The sequence below is a fragment of the Streptosporangium sp. H16 genome (assembly GCF_051918855.1).
Lineage (GTDB): Bacteria > Actinomycetota > Actinomycetes > Streptosporangiales > Streptosporangiaceae > Streptosporangium.
The window spans coordinates 83,887-99,287 of record NZ_JBPXMD010000024.1; the positions used below are offsets into that span (position 1 = coordinate 83,887).

The window sequence follows — 15,401 nt, forward strand, 5'->3', positions numbered from 1 at the left end:
TCCTCGATGTCCGTCCGGGGTTCATGTCGCACTCCGCGCGTTCAGATGCCACCTGAGCACCCGCTTCTCCACCGCCACGAAGACGGCGTTGAGCAGGTATCCCAGCACGCCCAGGATCACGATTCCCGCCCACATCTGGGGCAGTTCGAAGCTGCGCTGTGCGCCTATGAGAAGCGAGCCGATGCCCACGGTGCTCCCGATGAGCTCGGACAGGACCATCAGGATCAGGGCGAGGCCCAGACTGATCCGGAGCCCGGCCACGATCTTGGGAGCCGCGCCGGGGATGATGATCCACAGCAGCCTCCGGATCCCCCGCACCCCGAAGACCTCGGCGCTGTCCAGATGGAGCTGCTCCACCGTACGGACGCCGTCGGTGGTGTTGAGCAACACCGGCCAGATGACTCCGGAGACGATGGTCGCCACCTGCATGGGCGTCCCGAGCTGGAACGCCACGATGTAGAAGGAGATCAGGGTGGGCGGCGGAACCGCCCGTCCGAAGTGGACCATGGGCTCCACGTAGTCGGCCAGCGTGCGGGACAGGCCCAGCGTGATGCCGACGGCGACCCCCGCGAGACAGGCGAGCGCCCACCCTCCGAAGAGGTTGTACAGGCTGTGCCCGAAGTCGTCCAGCGCGTCCTGGGTGAGGAACAGCCGGCTCGCCGGACCGGAGAACCACAGCTCGTACATCGTCGCGACGATCTGCGACGGCGGCGGGAAGTAGCTCTCCTGGATGATCCGGGTGGCGACCTCCCAGACCGCGACCAACGCGGCCGCGAGCCAGAACCGGGACACCGCCCCGGTGATGACACCGCGCGCCGCCGTACCGGCCCGGCTCATCGTGTCGTCTCCTCGGCACGCGCGAAGTGCCAGCCGAAGAGGCCGCGCTCCGCCCGGAGCAGCAGCGCGTTGACAACGAGGCCGAGCGCTCCCGCCCAGACCGCACCGGCCAGTATCACGTCGGTGTTGCCTCCGGAGCTGCCCGCGGTGATGAGGAAGACACCGAGGCCGCGCGTGCCGCCGCTCAGCAGTTCGGCGCTCACGACCACGACCAGCGCGATGCCCGCGGAGACACGCACCCCGGTCGCCACGAACGGCGCCGCGCTGGGGAGCGAGACCCGCCAGAGCACGGCCAGGGGACCGAAGCCGAAACTACGCAGCGCGTCCTTCGCCACGGGATCCACGTCCCGAAGCGCGTAGAGCGTGTTGAGCAGGATGGGCCAGGAGGCCGCGTAGAGGATCAGGGACACCTTCATCTCGGTCTCCGCCCCGAACAGCAGGATCGCCAGCGGGATCAACGCCACCGAGGGGATCGGGCGGAGAAACTCCACCACGACCCGGCTCGGCGTACTGAGCCACGGAACCGATCCGAGCACCACACCGGCGGTGACCGCCACGACGATGGCCAGGGCCAGGCCGACCAGCCAGGCCAGGACCGTGTCCGCCACACCGGCGAGGAAGAGGGGGTCCCCCGCCAGCGTGACGGACCGGAGCAGCACGACCGAGACCGGTGGGACGACCTCCGAGCCGGCGATCCCCAGCCGGATGACCGTCTCGGCGATGACCATCGCCGCGCAGGCCCCGATCGCCCCCCGGATGACACGGTTTCTGTTCACGTGCCGGCGACGATGAGGTCCTGCACGTTGAGCGTCTCGTCGAGGAGGCCGGACTCGCGCATGGTGTCGGTGACCCGCTGGAGACTCGTTGCGTTCAGCGTGGTGGGGAAGATTCCGAAGGCGAGGTCGGCCGCTGTGTCCTCGGTGATCTTGGTGTATTTCGGGATGGCCGCGATCACGTTCGCCCGGTCGGCCGCGAGCGCCTTGGCCTCCGCCATCGCCCGCTGGAACGCCGCCACGGTGCTGGGGTTCGCCTTGGCGAACTCCGAGGTCACCGCGTAGCCGGCGATCGGGAAGTCCGCGGTCGGGCCCTGGGAGAGGTCCCAGAGGACCCGGGCGCCGATGGACCGGCCGATCAGGGTGCCGAACGGCTCCACGACCACGACGGCGTCGGCCGTGCCGGCCTTCAGCACGCTCTCCATCTCCGGGAAGGGGAACTCTACGAAGCTCTTGTCCTCGTCGAGCTCGATGTTGTGCGCCTTGGCGGCCACCCGGGTCAGCATCGTCGCGATGTTGCGCTTGGTGTTGACCGCGATGGTCCTGCCCTTGAGATCGGCTACGGTCCGGATCGGGCTGTCCTTGGCGACCATGATCGTATGCGTCCCGGGAGCGCTCTGGAAGCCATCGGAAACGATCTTGAGGTCGATGACACCCTTGGCGTGGGCGCTGAAGAAGGAGACGTAGTTGCCGAAGCTGACGTCCAGGCTGCCGCCCTTGAGCTTGGGAACGGCCTCCGCGCCACCCGCGAGCATGCTCAGCTTGACCTCGAGACCCTGCTTCCTGAACAGCCCCTTCTCCAGCGCGATCTGCAGCGGGGCCGTGTCGAGGACCGGGATCGTGCCGATGTTGATCTGGACCTTCTCCGGGCCGGAGCCGCCGGCGTCCCTGGCGGGCCCCTCGGCGCCGCCGCATCCGGTGACCGCGACGAGTGCCAGCGTCAGGATTCCGACAACGGACGAGCGTAATCTCATGGATCCCCCAAGGCCGCGCGGCATGAAGAAACGATCTTCCGAACGAAGAACGGCAGGATTCTAGCGTCCATCCATATCTACAATACGAATTCCGCTATTCCCTCATCAAATTGTCGACTTAGAACATATTTCACAACGAACGGCAGGATGGCACGAATCAGACATAACACCACTGGATGCCATGAGCTCCGCCGGAGTCCCCCGCACCCGTTCCGGCGAATCGCGCCCCGGGAATCGCCTTGCTCGAAATCGTCGGCCTCACCCACGCCCACGGCGGCGGTGGGAAAGCGCACCGGGCCGTCGACGGACCCGGACCGAGCGTCGGAGCCTCTGCGGCGCCGGCCCTTCGGACCGCGTGAAGCCCACCCCGCCGCGCCCCGTCACCGGCCTCGTCAGCGGCCTCGTCAGGCCGACCGGCGGAATCGTCGAAGTGGGCGGAGTTCCGGTCCGGCAGACGCCCGGCAACCTGACGGTGGTCTTTCCGACCACCGGCCACGAAGCAGATGCGGGCACAAATAATATATTCACGCCCTATATTTCGATATAAGTGACGTGTACATGTTCGCGGTCATCCGCCCGCCAGGCCGACGCGCCGCCATACCGCGCCGTCCTCACGTTTGAGGTCCTGCCGGCGGGCAGGAGAGGATCCCAATTAAGGAAGTCCTATAAGGAGCGGATTTTCTGCCCGTAATTCCCTCATCGGCCTTGTCGCCGCTCCGGCGCCCGCCTCGTGCGGCGATTTCGGTACCGGCACGGGAAGGCCGGAGCGGACGGCCTCCACCTTCCGCGAGAGCGAGGGTCTTCGCGAAAGCGGGTCTCCCCGAAGGCGCGGGCCCCGTCCCGATGAGGACGAGGCCCGCGCCGGGACGTCAGACCCGGAGGGTGAGAACGTGCTCGACCAAGGTGATCAAGGTCGACTTCACGGCGTCGCGGGACCGGGCGTCGGTCCGGACGATGGGGATGTGCGGGGCGATCGTCAGAGCCTCCCGCACCTCCTCCTCACCGTGGACGTGCGATCCGCCGAACCCGTTGAGGGCCACGACGAACGGCAGGCCGGCCTCTTCGAAGTAGTCGATCGCCGGGAAGCTGTCGGCCAGCCGCCGGGTGTCGACGAGCACGATCGCGCCGATCGCGCCCTTCACGAGGTCGTCCCACATGAACCAGAACCGGTGCTGACCCGGCGTACCGAACAGGTACAGGATCAGATCACGGTCCAGCGAGACCCGGCCGAAGTCCATGGCGACCGTGGTGGTCCGCTTTGTCGGAATGTGCGAGAGGTCGTCGACGTCCGCACTCGCCTCCGTCATCACCGCTTCCGTGGTCAGCGGCATGATCTCGGAGACCGCACCGACGAAGGTCGTCTTGCCGACACCGAACCCGCCGGCAACGACGATCTTCGTCGACGTCATTCCGGCGTCAGAGCCTGCGAAGCCCACTGAGCACCCTTTCAAGCAAATTGAGATCCGGCTTACCCGCATCCAGCGACGGCTGGTGGATCTGCACCAAGCCCTCGGCCGCCATGTCCGCGATCAACACCCGGGTCACGCCGAGAGGCATGCGCAACAGGGCGGAGAGCTCGGCAACCGAGCGCACCTGCCGGGACAGCGAGATGATCGCCTGATATTCCGTGGAGAGCGTGGTGGGATCCACGCCCGCGAACGTCGCCGAGGAGACCAGCGCCTCGAGAGCGAGCTGCATCCGAGGAGCGGTCCTGCCCCCGGTCACAGCATACGGACGGATCAAACGATCTCGCCCGCTCTTGGCCTGGGACGTGCCCAGAGATTCCTCCGGGCCACGCCAACCTGGTGCGTCCATATCACCCCCCTATCGCTGAACCGACTGCAGCTCGGCCCGGAGCGCAGGCGTAAGCGCCTGGCCGGCACGCTCTGCGAGCAGTGTCATCTGGTAGGCCACGAGGCCCATGTCGCAGTCCGGCGAGGCCAGCACGGCCAGCGCGGAGCCATCGCTGATCGACATGGTCAGCAGGAGACCCCGCTGCATCTCGATCACCGTCTGTGCCACGGGACCGCCCTCGAAGACCCGCGAGGCCCCCTGGGTGAGACTGATCAGACCGGCCGTGATCGCGGCGAGCTGGTCCGCCCTGTCCTTGGGGAAACCCTGGGAGTAGGCCAGCGGGAGCCCGTCCGCGGAGACGATCACCGCGTGCGCCACTCCGGGCATCTCCTTGACGAACTCGGTGATCAGCCAGTTGAAGCCGCGAGCGGCCTGGCTGAGTTGGTTGTTCACTGCTGGTTCTCTCCCTCGACGGCGTTGGCGCGCTCGCTCATCTCAGCACGTCCCTGCCGTACGCCTTGCTGGAAACTGGATAGACGGCTGCGCACCCGTTCCGCCGATATCGGCGGCATCGGGGGGGCCGGAGCCGCCGGAGCCGCGGAGGCGGCCCCGGGAACGAGGTTCGCCTTGGGCACCCGCTTGGGCAGGCCCGCTCCGGTCACGCCGCCCTCCACGGGCTTCTTGGCGACCTCGGCGGCCGCCCAGCCCTGGTCGGAGGGAGTGCTCCACGGCTGCCTCTCGGCCGCCGGCTCGGCCGGCCTGGGCTGCTGCGCCAGCTGGGGCGTCCGCTGCGGCAACGGCTGCGCCTGCTGCGGCGGCGTCCGCTGCGGCAGCGGCTGGGACTGCTGCGGCGGCGGCGAGGAATGCGTGATCTGCGGGATGTTCTGGGTCTCCAGCCCCTGCGGGCCCCGCCTGACCCGCTGCTCCAGCGGCCGTGGCCTGACCTCGGCCACGGGCTCGGGAGCGGCCTCCGGCTCCGGCTCGGGGGCGACGGACGCGCTGCTGCGGAACCAGTCGGAGCCCACCGCCGCGAAGATCGGCAGGAACTCCTCGGGCTCCGGTTCCGTCGGCGGCACCTCGACCACGGGAAGGGCCTGGGTGTTCTCCATCGGTTCCAGCCGCTGCGGCGTCCAGGGGTCGATCGCGGGCGGGTCGGGCCAGGCCGAGGGGAGCGACGGCGGCGCGGTCGACGCCATGGGGGACGACCACAGGTCCTCCACCGCGGAGGCGGGCACCACCGGCCCGGACCACAGGTCCGCGGACGTCGGCGCCGGCACCTGGGGAGGCGCCTGGGCGGGCGGCGTCCCGAGACCGGCCTGCGGACGGGTACCGCGCCCGGCCCCGGTCCCGAACGGGTCCGGGTTCGGGACGGAGCCGAACGGGTCGGGGTTCACCGCGCCGAACGAGTCCTGGTTGGACATGTTCGACATATTGGACATGCTGGACATGGAGCCGAACGAGTTCGCCGGGCCCCCGAAGGAGCCGGACGGCATGCCCTGTGCCGACATCGCCATCTCGGGCATCATCGTGGACTGGGCCACCACCTGCACCGGCAGGAGCACGACGGCGCTGAGGCCGCCGGTGTCCGGGCGCCTGAGCTGGACCCTGATGCCGTGGCGCATGGCCAGGCGGCCGACCACGAACAGGCCCATCCGGCGGGAGACCGACAGGTCCACCGCGGGGGGCTCGGCCAGGCGTCGGTTGGCCTCGGCCAGTTCCTCGTCGCTCATCCCGATGCCGGAGTCGGTGACCGCCAGAATGACGGCGCCCATCTCGTTGCCGTTGCTGGTCACCGTGATCTTGGTGTCCTGCGGCGAGAAGAAGATCGCGTTCTCGACGAGCTCCGCGACCAGGTGGACGATGTCGTTGACCGCCTGGCCGATGATCGAGATACCCGACTCGACCCGGAGGTTGACCCGCTCGTAGTTCTCGACCTCCGACAGCGAGGCGCGGACGACGTCGCTGAGCGGGACCGGCTCGCTCCACCGGCGGCTCTGCTCCTGGCCGGCGAGGACCAGGAGGTTCTCGGAGTTGCGGCGCATGCGGGTGGCCAGGTGGTCCAGCTTGAAGAGGCTGCCCAGCCGGCCCTCGTCCTGCTCGCCCTGCTCCAGGTCGTCGATGAGGTCGATCTGCCGTTCCACCAGCGACTGGGTGCGGCGGGAGAGGTTGACGAACATCGCGTTGATGTTGCTGCGCAGGCGGGCCTCGTCACCGGCGAGCCGGATGGCCTCGCGGTGGACCTCGTCGAAGGCCCGGGCCACTTCCCCGATCTCGTCGCGGGAGGCCACTCCGATGGAGGGCACCTCGACGTTCGGGGCGTGGTCGCCGGACTCCCGCAGCACCCGGACGGTCTCGGGCAGCCGGGTGTCGGCCACCTCGAGCGCCTCGCTGCGCAGCCTGCGCAGCGGCCGGACGAGCGTGCCGGCCACCCAGGCGGTGATGAGCAGGATCAGTACCAGCAGGACCAGGATCGAGGCGCCGGAGATCACGGCGCTGCGCTGCTCGGCGCTCTCCATCTCCTGGCTGCGGGCGACGACCGCGGACGCCAGGCGGCGCTCGAGGGTCCGCATGCCCTCCACGATCGAGGTGGAGGCGCCGTACCAGGTGTTGGCGCTCGCGGGCCAGGTGCGGCCGGCCATCCGCTCCAGCGGCTTGTTCTCGCGCATGAGGGACATGACGAGGGCACGCACGGAGTCGGCCTGGTCGACCTTGGGGCCGGTGACCGCGTCACGGAAACCCTTGATGTCGGAGGCGGAGGCGGTGGCCCGGAAGGCGTTCTCCTCGCTCTGCTGGCTCCGGTACGCGCCGAGGAGGTCGGCGGGGTCGTCGAAGTCGAACTTGCGGTCCAGGAAGCTGACCAGGAGGGTGCCGCGCTGCCTGGCGACCTGCTCCTTGGCCCGGGTCAGCGCGCCCAGCGCGAGCGCGTCTCCGATGAGGCGCTCGTCGCCGCCGCTGCGGCCCAGGTCGTCGTGGAGGGTGATGAAGTCGGTGATCATCCGCGTGTACATGCCGAGGGCCGCTCGGGGGAGCACGCTTCCCTCGGTCATCAGCCTGCGCAGGCCGGGGAGTCCGTTGAGCCAGCGGCGGATCTGGGCGACCTCGGTGCGGACGCGGGCGGCCTGCGACGCGTCGAGGGCGTCCATGGCGGCCAGCGCCTGGTCCCTGCTCCGGTCGACCACCGCGCGCTGTTCCCTGACCCTGCCCAGGTTGGTGCGGGTCTTGGCGGCGATGGACCAGGCGGTGAGGTCGCGCTCCTCGGCCATCTCGTGGGAGAGGGTGCCGAGCGAATCGACCAGCGCGGCGACCTCGCTCATCCGGCGGTACTCGCCGGCCGTGGACAGGGCCGTGGTGAGCTGGAGGCCGGTGAGGAGCACGGCCGCGGCGGTCGGGAGCAGGATCAGCGCGACCAGACGGGGACGCACGCGCCAGTTCGCCGGCAGGAGTCGACTGCCCACCCCTGACGCGCGGTGGCTCCGGCGGTCTTGTGTCATCACTGGCCTACGTAACCCCTCGCCGGATTTGGAAGCGGCGGAAGCAATTTGAGCACATCCTTTATGTCACTTCGAATGGAGTAAGTACCGACATATCCCCTTAAAAGGGACATACGGCATCAAAGTTTTCAGGCGGGCCGGAAGGAATCCCTCACCTCCGGAGCCTGGTGCTTGATCATCAGATGGCGGGTCACAGAGTATTCCTGAACCGCCTCCTGACTCATGTCCTTGCCGAAGCCACTTCCCTTGACCCCGCCGTGCGGCGCCTCGGACGCGATGGGCAGATGGTCGTTCACCCAGGTCACGCCCACGTCGAGCCGGTGCGAGACGCGCAGTGCCCTCGCCACGTCCCTGGACCAGACCGAGGAGGCCAGCCCGTAGGGGGTGTCGTTGGCCAGCCGTACCGCCTCGTCCTCACCGTCGAAGGGCAGCGCCACAAGGACCGGACCGAAAAGCTCACCCTGAACGATCTCACTGTTCTGCGCGGCGCCGGAAACCAGGGTGGGCGGATAGTGGAACCCGGGCCCCTCGAGCGGGACACCGCCGTGCAGCACGGAGGCGCCCGCGGCGACGGCACGCTCGACGAAGCCGTGCACGCGGTCGCGGTGCCCGGCGGAGATCAGCGGGCCGATGTCGGTGGCCGGGTCCCAGGGGTCGCCCACCGTGATCTGGGCCAGCGTCGCGTGGAGCGCCTCGACGGCCTCGTCGTACACGTCGCGGGAGATGTAGACGCGGGTCGCGGCCGTGCAGTCCTGACCGGTGTTGTAGGTGGCGCCCATCGCGACGCCCCTCGCCATCTCCGACAGGTCCGCGTCGCCGAAGACCAGCGCCGGGGCCTTGCCGCCGAGCTCCAGGTGGACCCGCTTCAGCGAGCCGGTGGCACCGCGCATGACGGCGCGGCCGGTCGCGGTGGAGCCCGTGACGCTCACCATGTCGACGCCCGGGTCGGCGACGAGGGCCTCCCCCACCTCGGCGTCGCCCAGGACGACCTGGAGCAGGCCGTCGGGCGCGCCGGCGCGGGCGAACAGCTCCGCCATCCTGAGCGTGGTGCCCGGCGTCTGCGGGGCGGGCTTGATGACCACCGCGTTCCCGGCCGCCAGCGCGGGGCCGATCTTCCACACCGCCATGACCAGGGGGAAGTTCCAGGGGGCGATCGATCCCACGACCCCGACCGGGCGGCGTACCAGCACCGAGGTGTAGCCGGAGCTGAGCACCCCCGCGCCGGTGCCGTCCAGCGAGCGGGCCGCACCGGCGAAGAAGCGGAGGTTGTCGGCCGCGAACGGCAGCTCGCCGTCGCGGAAGACCGCGGCGGGCTTGCCGGTCTCGATGACCTCCAGCCGGGTGAGCTCCTCGGCGTCGCCCTCGACGAGGTCGGCGAATCGCAGCAGCACCCTGGACCGTTCGGCCGGGGTCGCCGTGCTCCACTCCTCGAACGCCGCGCGGGCCCGCCGCACGGCGGCGGCCACCTCCTCGATCGGGGTGTCGGCCACCTCCCGCAGCAGGTCGCCGGTCGCCGGATTGATCAACTTGCCCATGGAACTTCCCTCGTCGTGGTGATGCGGGGAGCCGTCAGGCGCCGGCCCGCTCGATCAGGTCGGCCGCCCTGCGCAGGCCGTCCCGGCCGCGGATCTCCTCGCCCGCGGCGGCCAGGCGCTCGCGGAGCGCGGTGTCGCCCAGGAGCCGCTCCAGCGCGCCGGTCAGCTCCTCGTCGGAGAAGGTGTAGGTGGCCAGGCGCACGCCGTAGCCGAGCTCGTGCACGCGCTGCGCGTTGTCGTACTGGTCCCAGAACAGGGGCAGCAGGATCATCGGCTTGCCGAAGTGCAGCGCCTCGGTGGTGGTGTTGTTGCCGCCGTGCGTGATGACCAGGTCGACCAACGGAATGATCTTGGTCTGCGGCACGAACTCGGCGCCCCACATGTTGCCGGCCAGCTTGATCTCCTCGTGCAGCGGCCCCATGGAGACGATGAAGCGGTACGGGGTCGTGGCCAGCACGTCGATGACCCGCTGCATGAGGGCGACGTCCGCCGAGCCGAGCGAGCCCAGCGAGAAGTAGACCAGCGGCCCCTCCTGCCCGGCCAGCGACGCGGGGAGCTCGAAGCCGCCCTCCGTCTCGCGCACCGAGGAGTCCAGGCGGTGCCAGGAGTCGCCCAGCGGCCGGGCGTCGGTGTAGTCGGCGATCTCCGGGAAGACGTACAGGTTGAGGTCGCCCTCGTGGATGAAGTCCAGGTCCGGCAGCGGGCGGGCGCCCTGCTCGACGACCCACTCGTTGAAGGCGGTCCAGATCTCGCGGTGGGTGCGGTCGTACTCGGCGTTGAAGGCGTCCCACTCGGAGCGGTCGTCGGCGGGCAGCCCGGAGAAGACCGGCGCGACGCCCTCGCCGCGCACCTCCAGCGGGTTGCAGGACACGATCCGCACGAACGGCTTGCCCGCCGTCAGCAGCGCCGGGAAGGCGATGACGTTGTCCTCGACGATGACGTCCGGCTGGACGCGCTCGATAATCGCCTTCAGCTGAGGCTCGCAGTACTTGGCGCCGTCGATAAGCGCGTCCCAGATCGGCTTGGTGACCGTCTCCAGCTGCTCCAGGGTCGACTTCCGGTATTCGGGCGCGGTGTCCCTGATGAAGTCCTTCCAGAACTGCCCGGCGTCCTGCTCCTCCTCGGACGGCGGCGCGAGATCGACCAGGTCCTCCTCGAATCCGAGAGCCGCCAATTTCCCCTTCCAAGAGGCCTCAGCTGCGAAAACGACTCGATGTCCGCGCTTACGAAGAATGTCACCGATGCCGATGCAGTTGTTCGTCGGCCCGTAGGCACTCTCCGGCATGAACAGGATCGTGAGAGACATCACGCCTCCTTGCGTCTAGGGGGTTGCGGCTTTTGAAGAATGGTTCAATTCTTGGCTGGTAAAAACGCTGGGAAAGGGCCACTATGGACCCCGGCACAGAGCGTGGTTTTCTACGAGCGGGGGAATATGACGCGCAAGGGACGGGCGGACCGGCGCCTGGATCTCATCGCGGCCGCACACCGGGCGATCGTCCGGCACGGCACCGAGGGGGTGCACCTCAACCACGTCGCCGAGGAGGCCGGTCTGACCTCCGGAGCGGTCCTCTACCACTACCCGCGCCTCAGCGAGTTGCTGGTCGACGCCCACCACGCCGGGATGGAGCGCTTCTACGAGCAGCGGCTCAAGCGGATCAGCGGCATGCGCGACCCCGCGGAGAAGCTCGTCGTGACCATCCGCTCGGGGCTGCCGCACGGCCCGGACGACCCGGACGTCCGGCTGCTCAACGAGCTCGGCGGCGCCGCGGCCCGCAACAGGATGTACGCGCTCCTGCTGACCACGCTCTACGACCGCCAGGTCTCGCTCTACCAGAGCATCCTCGACACCGGGGCCGCCCTGGAGACCTTCAGGCTGTCCGGCGACTCGCTGCCCATCGCCCGCAACCTCGTCGCGCTCGAGGACGCGTACGGCTACCGCATCACGGCCCGTCACCCGGTGATCGGCACGCAGGAGGCAGCGGAGCTCATCCTCGACTACGCCAGGACCGCGACGAACAACCCGCTCAAGTCTTCTTATTGAGGTCATTGAGGGATCAGCACTCCGTCCCCGTCCGCCCAGCCGAGCGCGACGGGGGAACCGGCACGCACCTGCGTGGCCCCGGGGGTGGCCACCAGGACGGGCGTGGGGCGCCCGCTCACCTGGACCGACACGTGCGAGACGCCGCCGAAGAAGCTCACGTCGACGACCTCGCCGCGCAGCACCCCCTCGGTCCCGATCCTGAGCCGCTCCGGCCGTACGGCGAGCAGCGCGGGCGTGCCGTCGGGCAGGTTCGAGACGCCGGGCAGCACGCCGAGCCCGTCGCCGGCCAGGCCGACCGAGCAGGCCCTGCCGGGGAAGATGTTGTTGGCCCCCACGAAGCCGGCGACGAACGGGGTGCGCGGGCGCTCGTACAGCTCCACCGGGGCGTCGACCTGCTCGACCGAGCCCGCGTTGAAGACCGCGATCCTGTCGGCGAGCGACATGGCCTCCTCCTGGTCGTGGGTGACCACGACGAAGGTGATGCCGACCTCGTTCTGCAGCCGCTTGAGCTCCAGCTGCATCTCCGCGCGCACCTTCTTGTCCAGCGCCGACAGCGGCTCGTCGAGCAGCAGCAGGCGCGGCCGCTTCACGATCGCGCGGGCCAGCGCGACCCGCTGCCGCTGGCCGCCGGAGAGCTGCTGCGGCCTGCGCCCGGCCATGGCGTCCAGCCCGACCTTCTCCAGCACCTCGCCGACCCGGCGGCGGACCTCCGCCCGGCCCAGCCTCTCCCGCTCCAGGCCGTACGCGACGTTCTTCGCCACGGTCATGTGCGGGAACAGGGCGTACGACTGGAACATCAGGTTGACCGGGCGGCGGTGGGCCGCCCGGCCGAGCAAGTCGTCGCCGTCGAGCGTGACGGAGCCCTCGTCGGGTGACTCGAAGCCCGCCAGGATCCGCAGGAGCGTCGTCTTGCCGCAGCCGCTGGGGCCGAGCAGCGCGAAGAACTCGCCCTGCCGGATCTCCAGGGAGACGTCCGACAGCGCCGTGACGTCGCCGAACCGGCGGCTGACACCTGTGATCTTCAGCATTAGGACAGCGACTCCGTCAGTCGGGTCATCCGCTGGGTCACGATCACCGCGGTGAAGCTCACCAGCAGCAGCAGCGTGGCCAGCGCGTTGATCTCGGGGGTGACCCCGAAGCGGACCATTGAGTAGATGACGATGGGCAGGGTCGGCGTGGTGGGCGCGGCCGTGAAGTACGCGATGACGAACTCGTCGATCGAGAGGGTGAACGCCAGCAGCGCGCCCGCAGTGATGCCCGGCGCCAGCTGCGGCAGCGTGATCCGCAGGAACGTGGTGAACGGCGTCGCCCCCAGGTCCCTGGACGCCTCCTCCAGCGAGGTGTCGGCTCCCGCGAGCCGGGTGCGCACCACCGCGGTCACGAACGCCATACCGAACACCGTGTGGGCCAGCAGCACCGAGTGCAGCCCGAGGGTCGACCTGATCGTGGCGTAGAACACCAGCAGCCCGATGGCCAGCACCAGGTCGGGCAGGACCGCGGGCAGCACGCCCAGCGCGTCCAGCGTCCGCGACCTGGTGTGCCGGGCCAGGCCCACCGCCAGCAGGGTGCCGAGCACCGTGGCCAGCACGGTGGAGCCCGCGGCCACGACGAGGGTGTTGACCAGTCCCTCGCGGATCTTGGCGTTCTGGGCGAGGACGCCGTACCAGTCCAGGCTGAAGCCCTCGTAGACGTAGGGGGACTCGCCGGCGTTGAACGACATCACGACGAGCACGGCGATGGGCGTGTAGAGGAAGACGTAGGCCACCCCGAAGGGGACGTACAGCAGGCGTGATCTACGCACGTCGGGCACTCCAGGCCTGCAGGAGCAGCAGGACGATCAGCACGGCGACCAGCGCCAGCGCGAGGGTGGATCCGAACGGCCAGTCGCGCGCCTTGAGGAACTGGTCCCTGATCAGGTTGCCGACCATGATGGAACGGCCGCCGCCGAGCAGTTCGGGGATGATGAAGTTGCCGAAGCTCGGCACGAAGACGAACAGGCAGCCGGTGAGCACGCCCGGCATGGTGAGCGGCAGCGTCACCGACGCGAACGTGCGGACCGGCGAGGCGCCGAGGTTGGCCGAGGCCTCGCGCAGCTGCGGGTCGAGTTTCTCGATCGCCGCGTACAGCGGCAGGACCATCAGCGGCAGGTAGGAGTAGACCAGGCCGGTGACGATGGTGCCCTGGTTGTAGAGCAGCTCGAGCGGCTTGTCGATCAGCCCGAGGTCCAGCAGGGTGCTGTTGACCAGGCCGGGACCGCTCAGCAGGATGATCCAGGCGTAGATGCGGACCAGGAAGTTGGTCCAGAACGGCAGCACGATCGCCACCAGGGCGATCGTCTTCCACTTCCGCGGGAGCTGGGCGATCAGGTAGGCCGTCGGATAGCCGACGAGCAGGGCGATCAGCGTGGCGATCGTGGCCAGCTTCAGCGAGCCGAGCACGACGTCCAGATAGAGCGGGTCGAGCAACCGGGCGAAGTTCTTGCCCGTGACCTCGTAGACCACCCCGCCGAACCGGCCCCTGCGGAACACCGTGAAGCTGAGGAGCAGGGCGAGCGGTACCAGCAGGAGGACGAGCAGGTAGGTCAGACCGGGCCCCAGGAAGACGAGTCTTCCCAGGGCACGCGACCGGCGCGCCCGCGATCTCGCGGACGCGCCGGAAACGGTGGTGGAACGTGTCACTGCTTCGCCGAGACCTCGGTCGCGAGCTGGGTGAACTTGACCGAGTCCTCGCCCAGGTCGATGATCGACTCACCCTTGAGCAGGTCGGACGGCGTCATCTGCAGCGGGGCGTTGTCGGCCTTGAGCTTGGCGTCCATCGCGTCCATCGCGGCCTTGTTCGGGACCTTGTAGAGGATGTTCTCCGCGGCCCAGCCGTGGACCTTCGGGTCCAGGATGTAGTTGATGAAGGCGTGCCCCGCCTCCTTGTTCTTGGAGGACTTCAGCACGACCATGGTGTCCACCCACAGGTCGCTGCCCTCCTTCGGGATCACGAACTTGATGTTCTTCTCGGTGGTCGGGCACCAGCCGTCCCACGCCTCGACCATCACGGCCTCGCCGGTCTTCAGCTTCTCGCCGAAGGTGGTGTCGTCGTAGCCGAGCAGCTTCGGCTTGGCCTCGAGAAGCTTCTCCTTGACCTTGGCGATCTCCTCGTCGCTCTTGGTGTTGACCGAGTAGCCGAGGGCCTTGATGGCGGGAAGGGCCAGCCAGCGCTCGGTGGTCATCATGGTGACCTTCTTGAGCGCCTCGGCCGGCGGGTCGAGAATATCGTTCCAACTCGTCGGCGCGGTCTTCACCAGGTCGGTCCGGTAGCAGATGCCCGTGGTGCCCCAGGTGTAGGGGACCGAGAAGACGTTGCCCTTGTCGTAGGACAGCTCCTTGGCCTCGGGGTAGAGGTTCGCGAGGTTGGGGATCAGCTCGGGGTGGATCGGCTCCAGCAGCCCGGCCTCGTTGAGGGCCTGGGCGTACTGGCCGGAGACGAAGGCCACGTCGAGACCGGTGTCGGTGCCGGCGGTGAGCTTCGCCATGATGTCCTCGTTGGTGGCGTGCTCCGTCACCTTGAGGGTGGTCTTGAGGTTGTCCTTGATCCGCTGGGGCAGGTCCTCGGGCGTGTAACCGGCCCAGACGGAGATCGTGACGCTCTGCTTGGAAAGGTCGGCGTTGGGATTGAGCTGCGCCGACGAGGCGCTGGCGGCGGGCGCGGCGGCGGTCTCCGCGGCCTCACCGCCGCAGGCCGAGACTGCGAGCGCAAGACCGGTGACCAGGGCGGCGACCGGAAGACGACGGGTGTACCGAGTGCGGGACACGGCCGCTACTCCTTCAGAATTCAGTGTAATTGGGGTAGACCGGCCGTTGGGGACACGGCAGACCAAAGCAGGAGTGTTGCAGTCAACATTAACTTGAGCAAGACTTCCCCCGACATCACCCCTGGAAAGTTTGGTCCGTTTGTTAAATCCTGCT

At 68.8% G+C, this 15,401-nt stretch carries 14 protein-coding genes; 1 reads left to right on the forward strand and 13 read right to left on the reverse strand.

Annotation, left to right across the window (positions count from 1 at the left end; all coding sequences use genetic code 11):
• Window positions 1-21 precede the first annotated feature (21 nt).
• The 9 genes from ACTOQ2_RS31975 to ACTOQ2_RS32015 form a co-directional block, all read right to left on the reverse strand.
• The gene (locus ACTOQ2_RS31975) at window positions 22-837 is read right to left on the reverse strand and encodes an ABC transporter permease (RefSeq protein ID WP_440104553.1); all 816 of its coding nucleotides are present in this window, start codon (window positions 835-837) and stop codon (window positions 22-24) included.
• On the reverse strand, window positions 834-1,613 hold the full coding sequence (locus ACTOQ2_RS31980) for an ABC transporter permease (RefSeq protein WP_440104554.1): 780 nt from the start codon (window positions 1,611-1,613) through the stop codon (window positions 834-836). Before ACTOQ2_RS31980 ends, ACTOQ2_RS31975 begins: the two co-directional genes overlap by 4 nt.
• Window positions 1,610-2,584, reverse strand: a complete 975-nt coding sequence (locus tag ACTOQ2_RS31985) for an ABC transporter substrate-binding protein (protein ID WP_440104555.1) — start codon at window positions 2,582-2,584, stop codon at window positions 1,610-1,612. Before ACTOQ2_RS31985 ends, ACTOQ2_RS31980 begins: the two co-directional genes overlap by 4 nt.
• An 869-nt stretch (window positions 2,585-3,453) precedes the next feature.
• On the reverse strand, window positions 3,454-3,993 hold the full coding sequence (locus tag ACTOQ2_RS31990; RefSeq protein WP_362840741.1) for a GTP-binding protein: 540 nt from the start codon (window positions 3,991-3,993) through the stop codon (window positions 3,454-3,456).
• Window positions 3,994-4,000: 7 nt separating this feature from the next.
• Entirely contained in the window at window positions 4,001-4,399 is a 399-nt protein-coding gene (locus ACTOQ2_RS31995) for a DUF742 domain-containing protein (protein WP_362680287.1), read from the reverse strand.
• 9 nt (window positions 4,400-4,408) lie between these two features.
• A complete protein-coding gene (locus ACTOQ2_RS32000) occupies window positions 4,409-4,831 on the reverse strand; it encodes a roadblock/LC7 domain-containing protein (RefSeq protein WP_030906232.1) in 423 nt (140 codons plus the stop codon).
• On the reverse strand, window positions 4,828-7,800 hold the full coding sequence (locus tag ACTOQ2_RS32005) for a sensor histidine kinase (RefSeq protein ID WP_440104556.1): 2,973 nt from the start codon (window positions 7,798-7,800) through the stop codon (window positions 4,828-4,830). The genes ACTOQ2_RS32000 and ACTOQ2_RS32005 overlap by 4 nt, the downstream gene beginning before the upstream one ends.
• 197 nt (window positions 7,801-7,997) lie before the next feature.
• Window positions 7,998-9,404, reverse strand: a complete 1,407-nt coding sequence (locus ACTOQ2_RS32010) for an aminobutyraldehyde dehydrogenase (protein WP_440071214.1) — start codon at window positions 9,402-9,404, stop codon at window positions 7,998-8,000.
• A gap of 34 nt (window positions 9,405-9,438) precedes the next feature.
• Window positions 9,439-10,710, reverse strand: a complete 1,272-nt coding sequence (locus ACTOQ2_RS32015) for a glycosyltransferase (RefSeq protein WP_440104557.1) — start codon at window positions 10,708-10,710, stop codon at window positions 9,439-9,441.
• Window positions 10,711-10,836: 126 nt separating this feature from the next.
• On the opposite strand from ACTOQ2_RS32015, the gene ACTOQ2_RS32020 reads away from it, so the two are divergent.
• Entirely contained in the window at window positions 10,837-11,445 is a 609-nt protein-coding gene (locus ACTOQ2_RS32020) for a TetR/AcrR family transcriptional regulator (RefSeq protein ID WP_440104558.1), read from the forward strand.
• Between the two features lie 2 nt (window positions 11,446-11,447).
• On the opposite strand, the gene ACTOQ2_RS32025 is transcribed toward ACTOQ2_RS32020, so the two are convergent.
• From ACTOQ2_RS32025 to ACTOQ2_RS32040, 4 genes are read right to left on the reverse strand one after another with little or no spacing between them, the layout of a single operon-like run.
• Window positions 11,448-12,473 carry an ABC transporter ATP-binding protein gene (locus ACTOQ2_RS32025; RefSeq protein WP_440104559.1) on the reverse strand — a complete coding sequence of 342 codons (1,026 nt, stop codon included), beginning with the start codon at window positions 12,471-12,473 and terminating at the stop codon, window positions 11,448-11,450.
• Window positions 12,473-13,246, reverse strand: a complete 774-nt coding sequence (locus tag ACTOQ2_RS32030) for an ABC transporter permease (RefSeq protein WP_440104560.1) — start codon at window positions 13,244-13,246, stop codon at window positions 12,473-12,475. The genes ACTOQ2_RS32025 and ACTOQ2_RS32030 overlap by 1 nt, the downstream gene beginning before the upstream one ends.
• Entirely contained in the window at window positions 13,239-14,123 is an 885-nt protein-coding gene (locus ACTOQ2_RS32035) for an ABC transporter permease (protein WP_440104561.1), read from the reverse strand. Before ACTOQ2_RS32035 ends, ACTOQ2_RS32030 begins: the two co-directional genes overlap by 8 nt.
• Window positions 14,120-15,247 (reverse strand): polyamine ABC transporter substrate-binding protein, encoded by a 1,128-nt coding sequence (locus tag ACTOQ2_RS32040; RefSeq protein ID WP_440071220.1) that lies wholly within the window; start codon window positions 15,245-15,247, stop codon window positions 14,120-14,122. The genes ACTOQ2_RS32035 and ACTOQ2_RS32040 overlap by 4 nt, the downstream gene beginning before the upstream one ends.
• Between the last annotated feature and the right edge of the window lie 154 nt (window positions 15,248-15,401).

What these genes read in the sequence shown, in the direction of transcription:
- ACTOQ2_RS32020 (WP_440104558.1), top strand. Translation starts at nt 10,837, where the DNA reads ATGACGCGCAAGGGACGGGCGGACCGGCGCCTGGATCTCATCGCGGCC.
- ACTOQ2_RS31995 (WP_362680287.1), bottom strand. Translation starts at nt 4,399, where the DNA reads ATGGACGCACCAGGTTGGCGTGGCCCGGAGGAATCTCTGGGCACGTCC.
- ACTOQ2_RS32025 (WP_440104559.1), bottom strand. Translation starts at nt 12,473, where the DNA reads ATGCTGAAGATCACAGGTGTCAGCCGCCGGTTCGGCGACGTCACGGCG.
- ACTOQ2_RS31990 (WP_362840741.1), bottom strand. Translation starts at nt 3,993, where the DNA reads ATGACGTCGACGAAGATCGTCGTTGCCGGCGGGTTCGGTGTCGGCAAG.
- ACTOQ2_RS31985 (WP_440104555.1), bottom strand. Translation starts at nt 2,584, where the DNA reads ATGAGATTACGCTCGTCCGTTGTCGGAATCCTGACGCTGGCACTCGTC.
- ACTOQ2_RS32015 (WP_440104557.1), bottom strand. Translation starts at nt 10,710, where the DNA reads ATGTCTCTCACGATCCTGTTCATGCCGGAGAGTGCCTACGGGCCGACG.
- ACTOQ2_RS32010 (WP_440071214.1), bottom strand. Translation starts at nt 9,404, where the DNA reads ATGGGCAAGTTGATCAATCCGGCGACCGGCGACCTGCTGCGGGAGGTG.
- ACTOQ2_RS31975 (WP_440104553.1), bottom strand. Translation starts at nt 837, where the DNA reads ATGAGCCGGGCCGGTACGGCGGCGCGCGGTGTCATCACCGGGGCGGTG.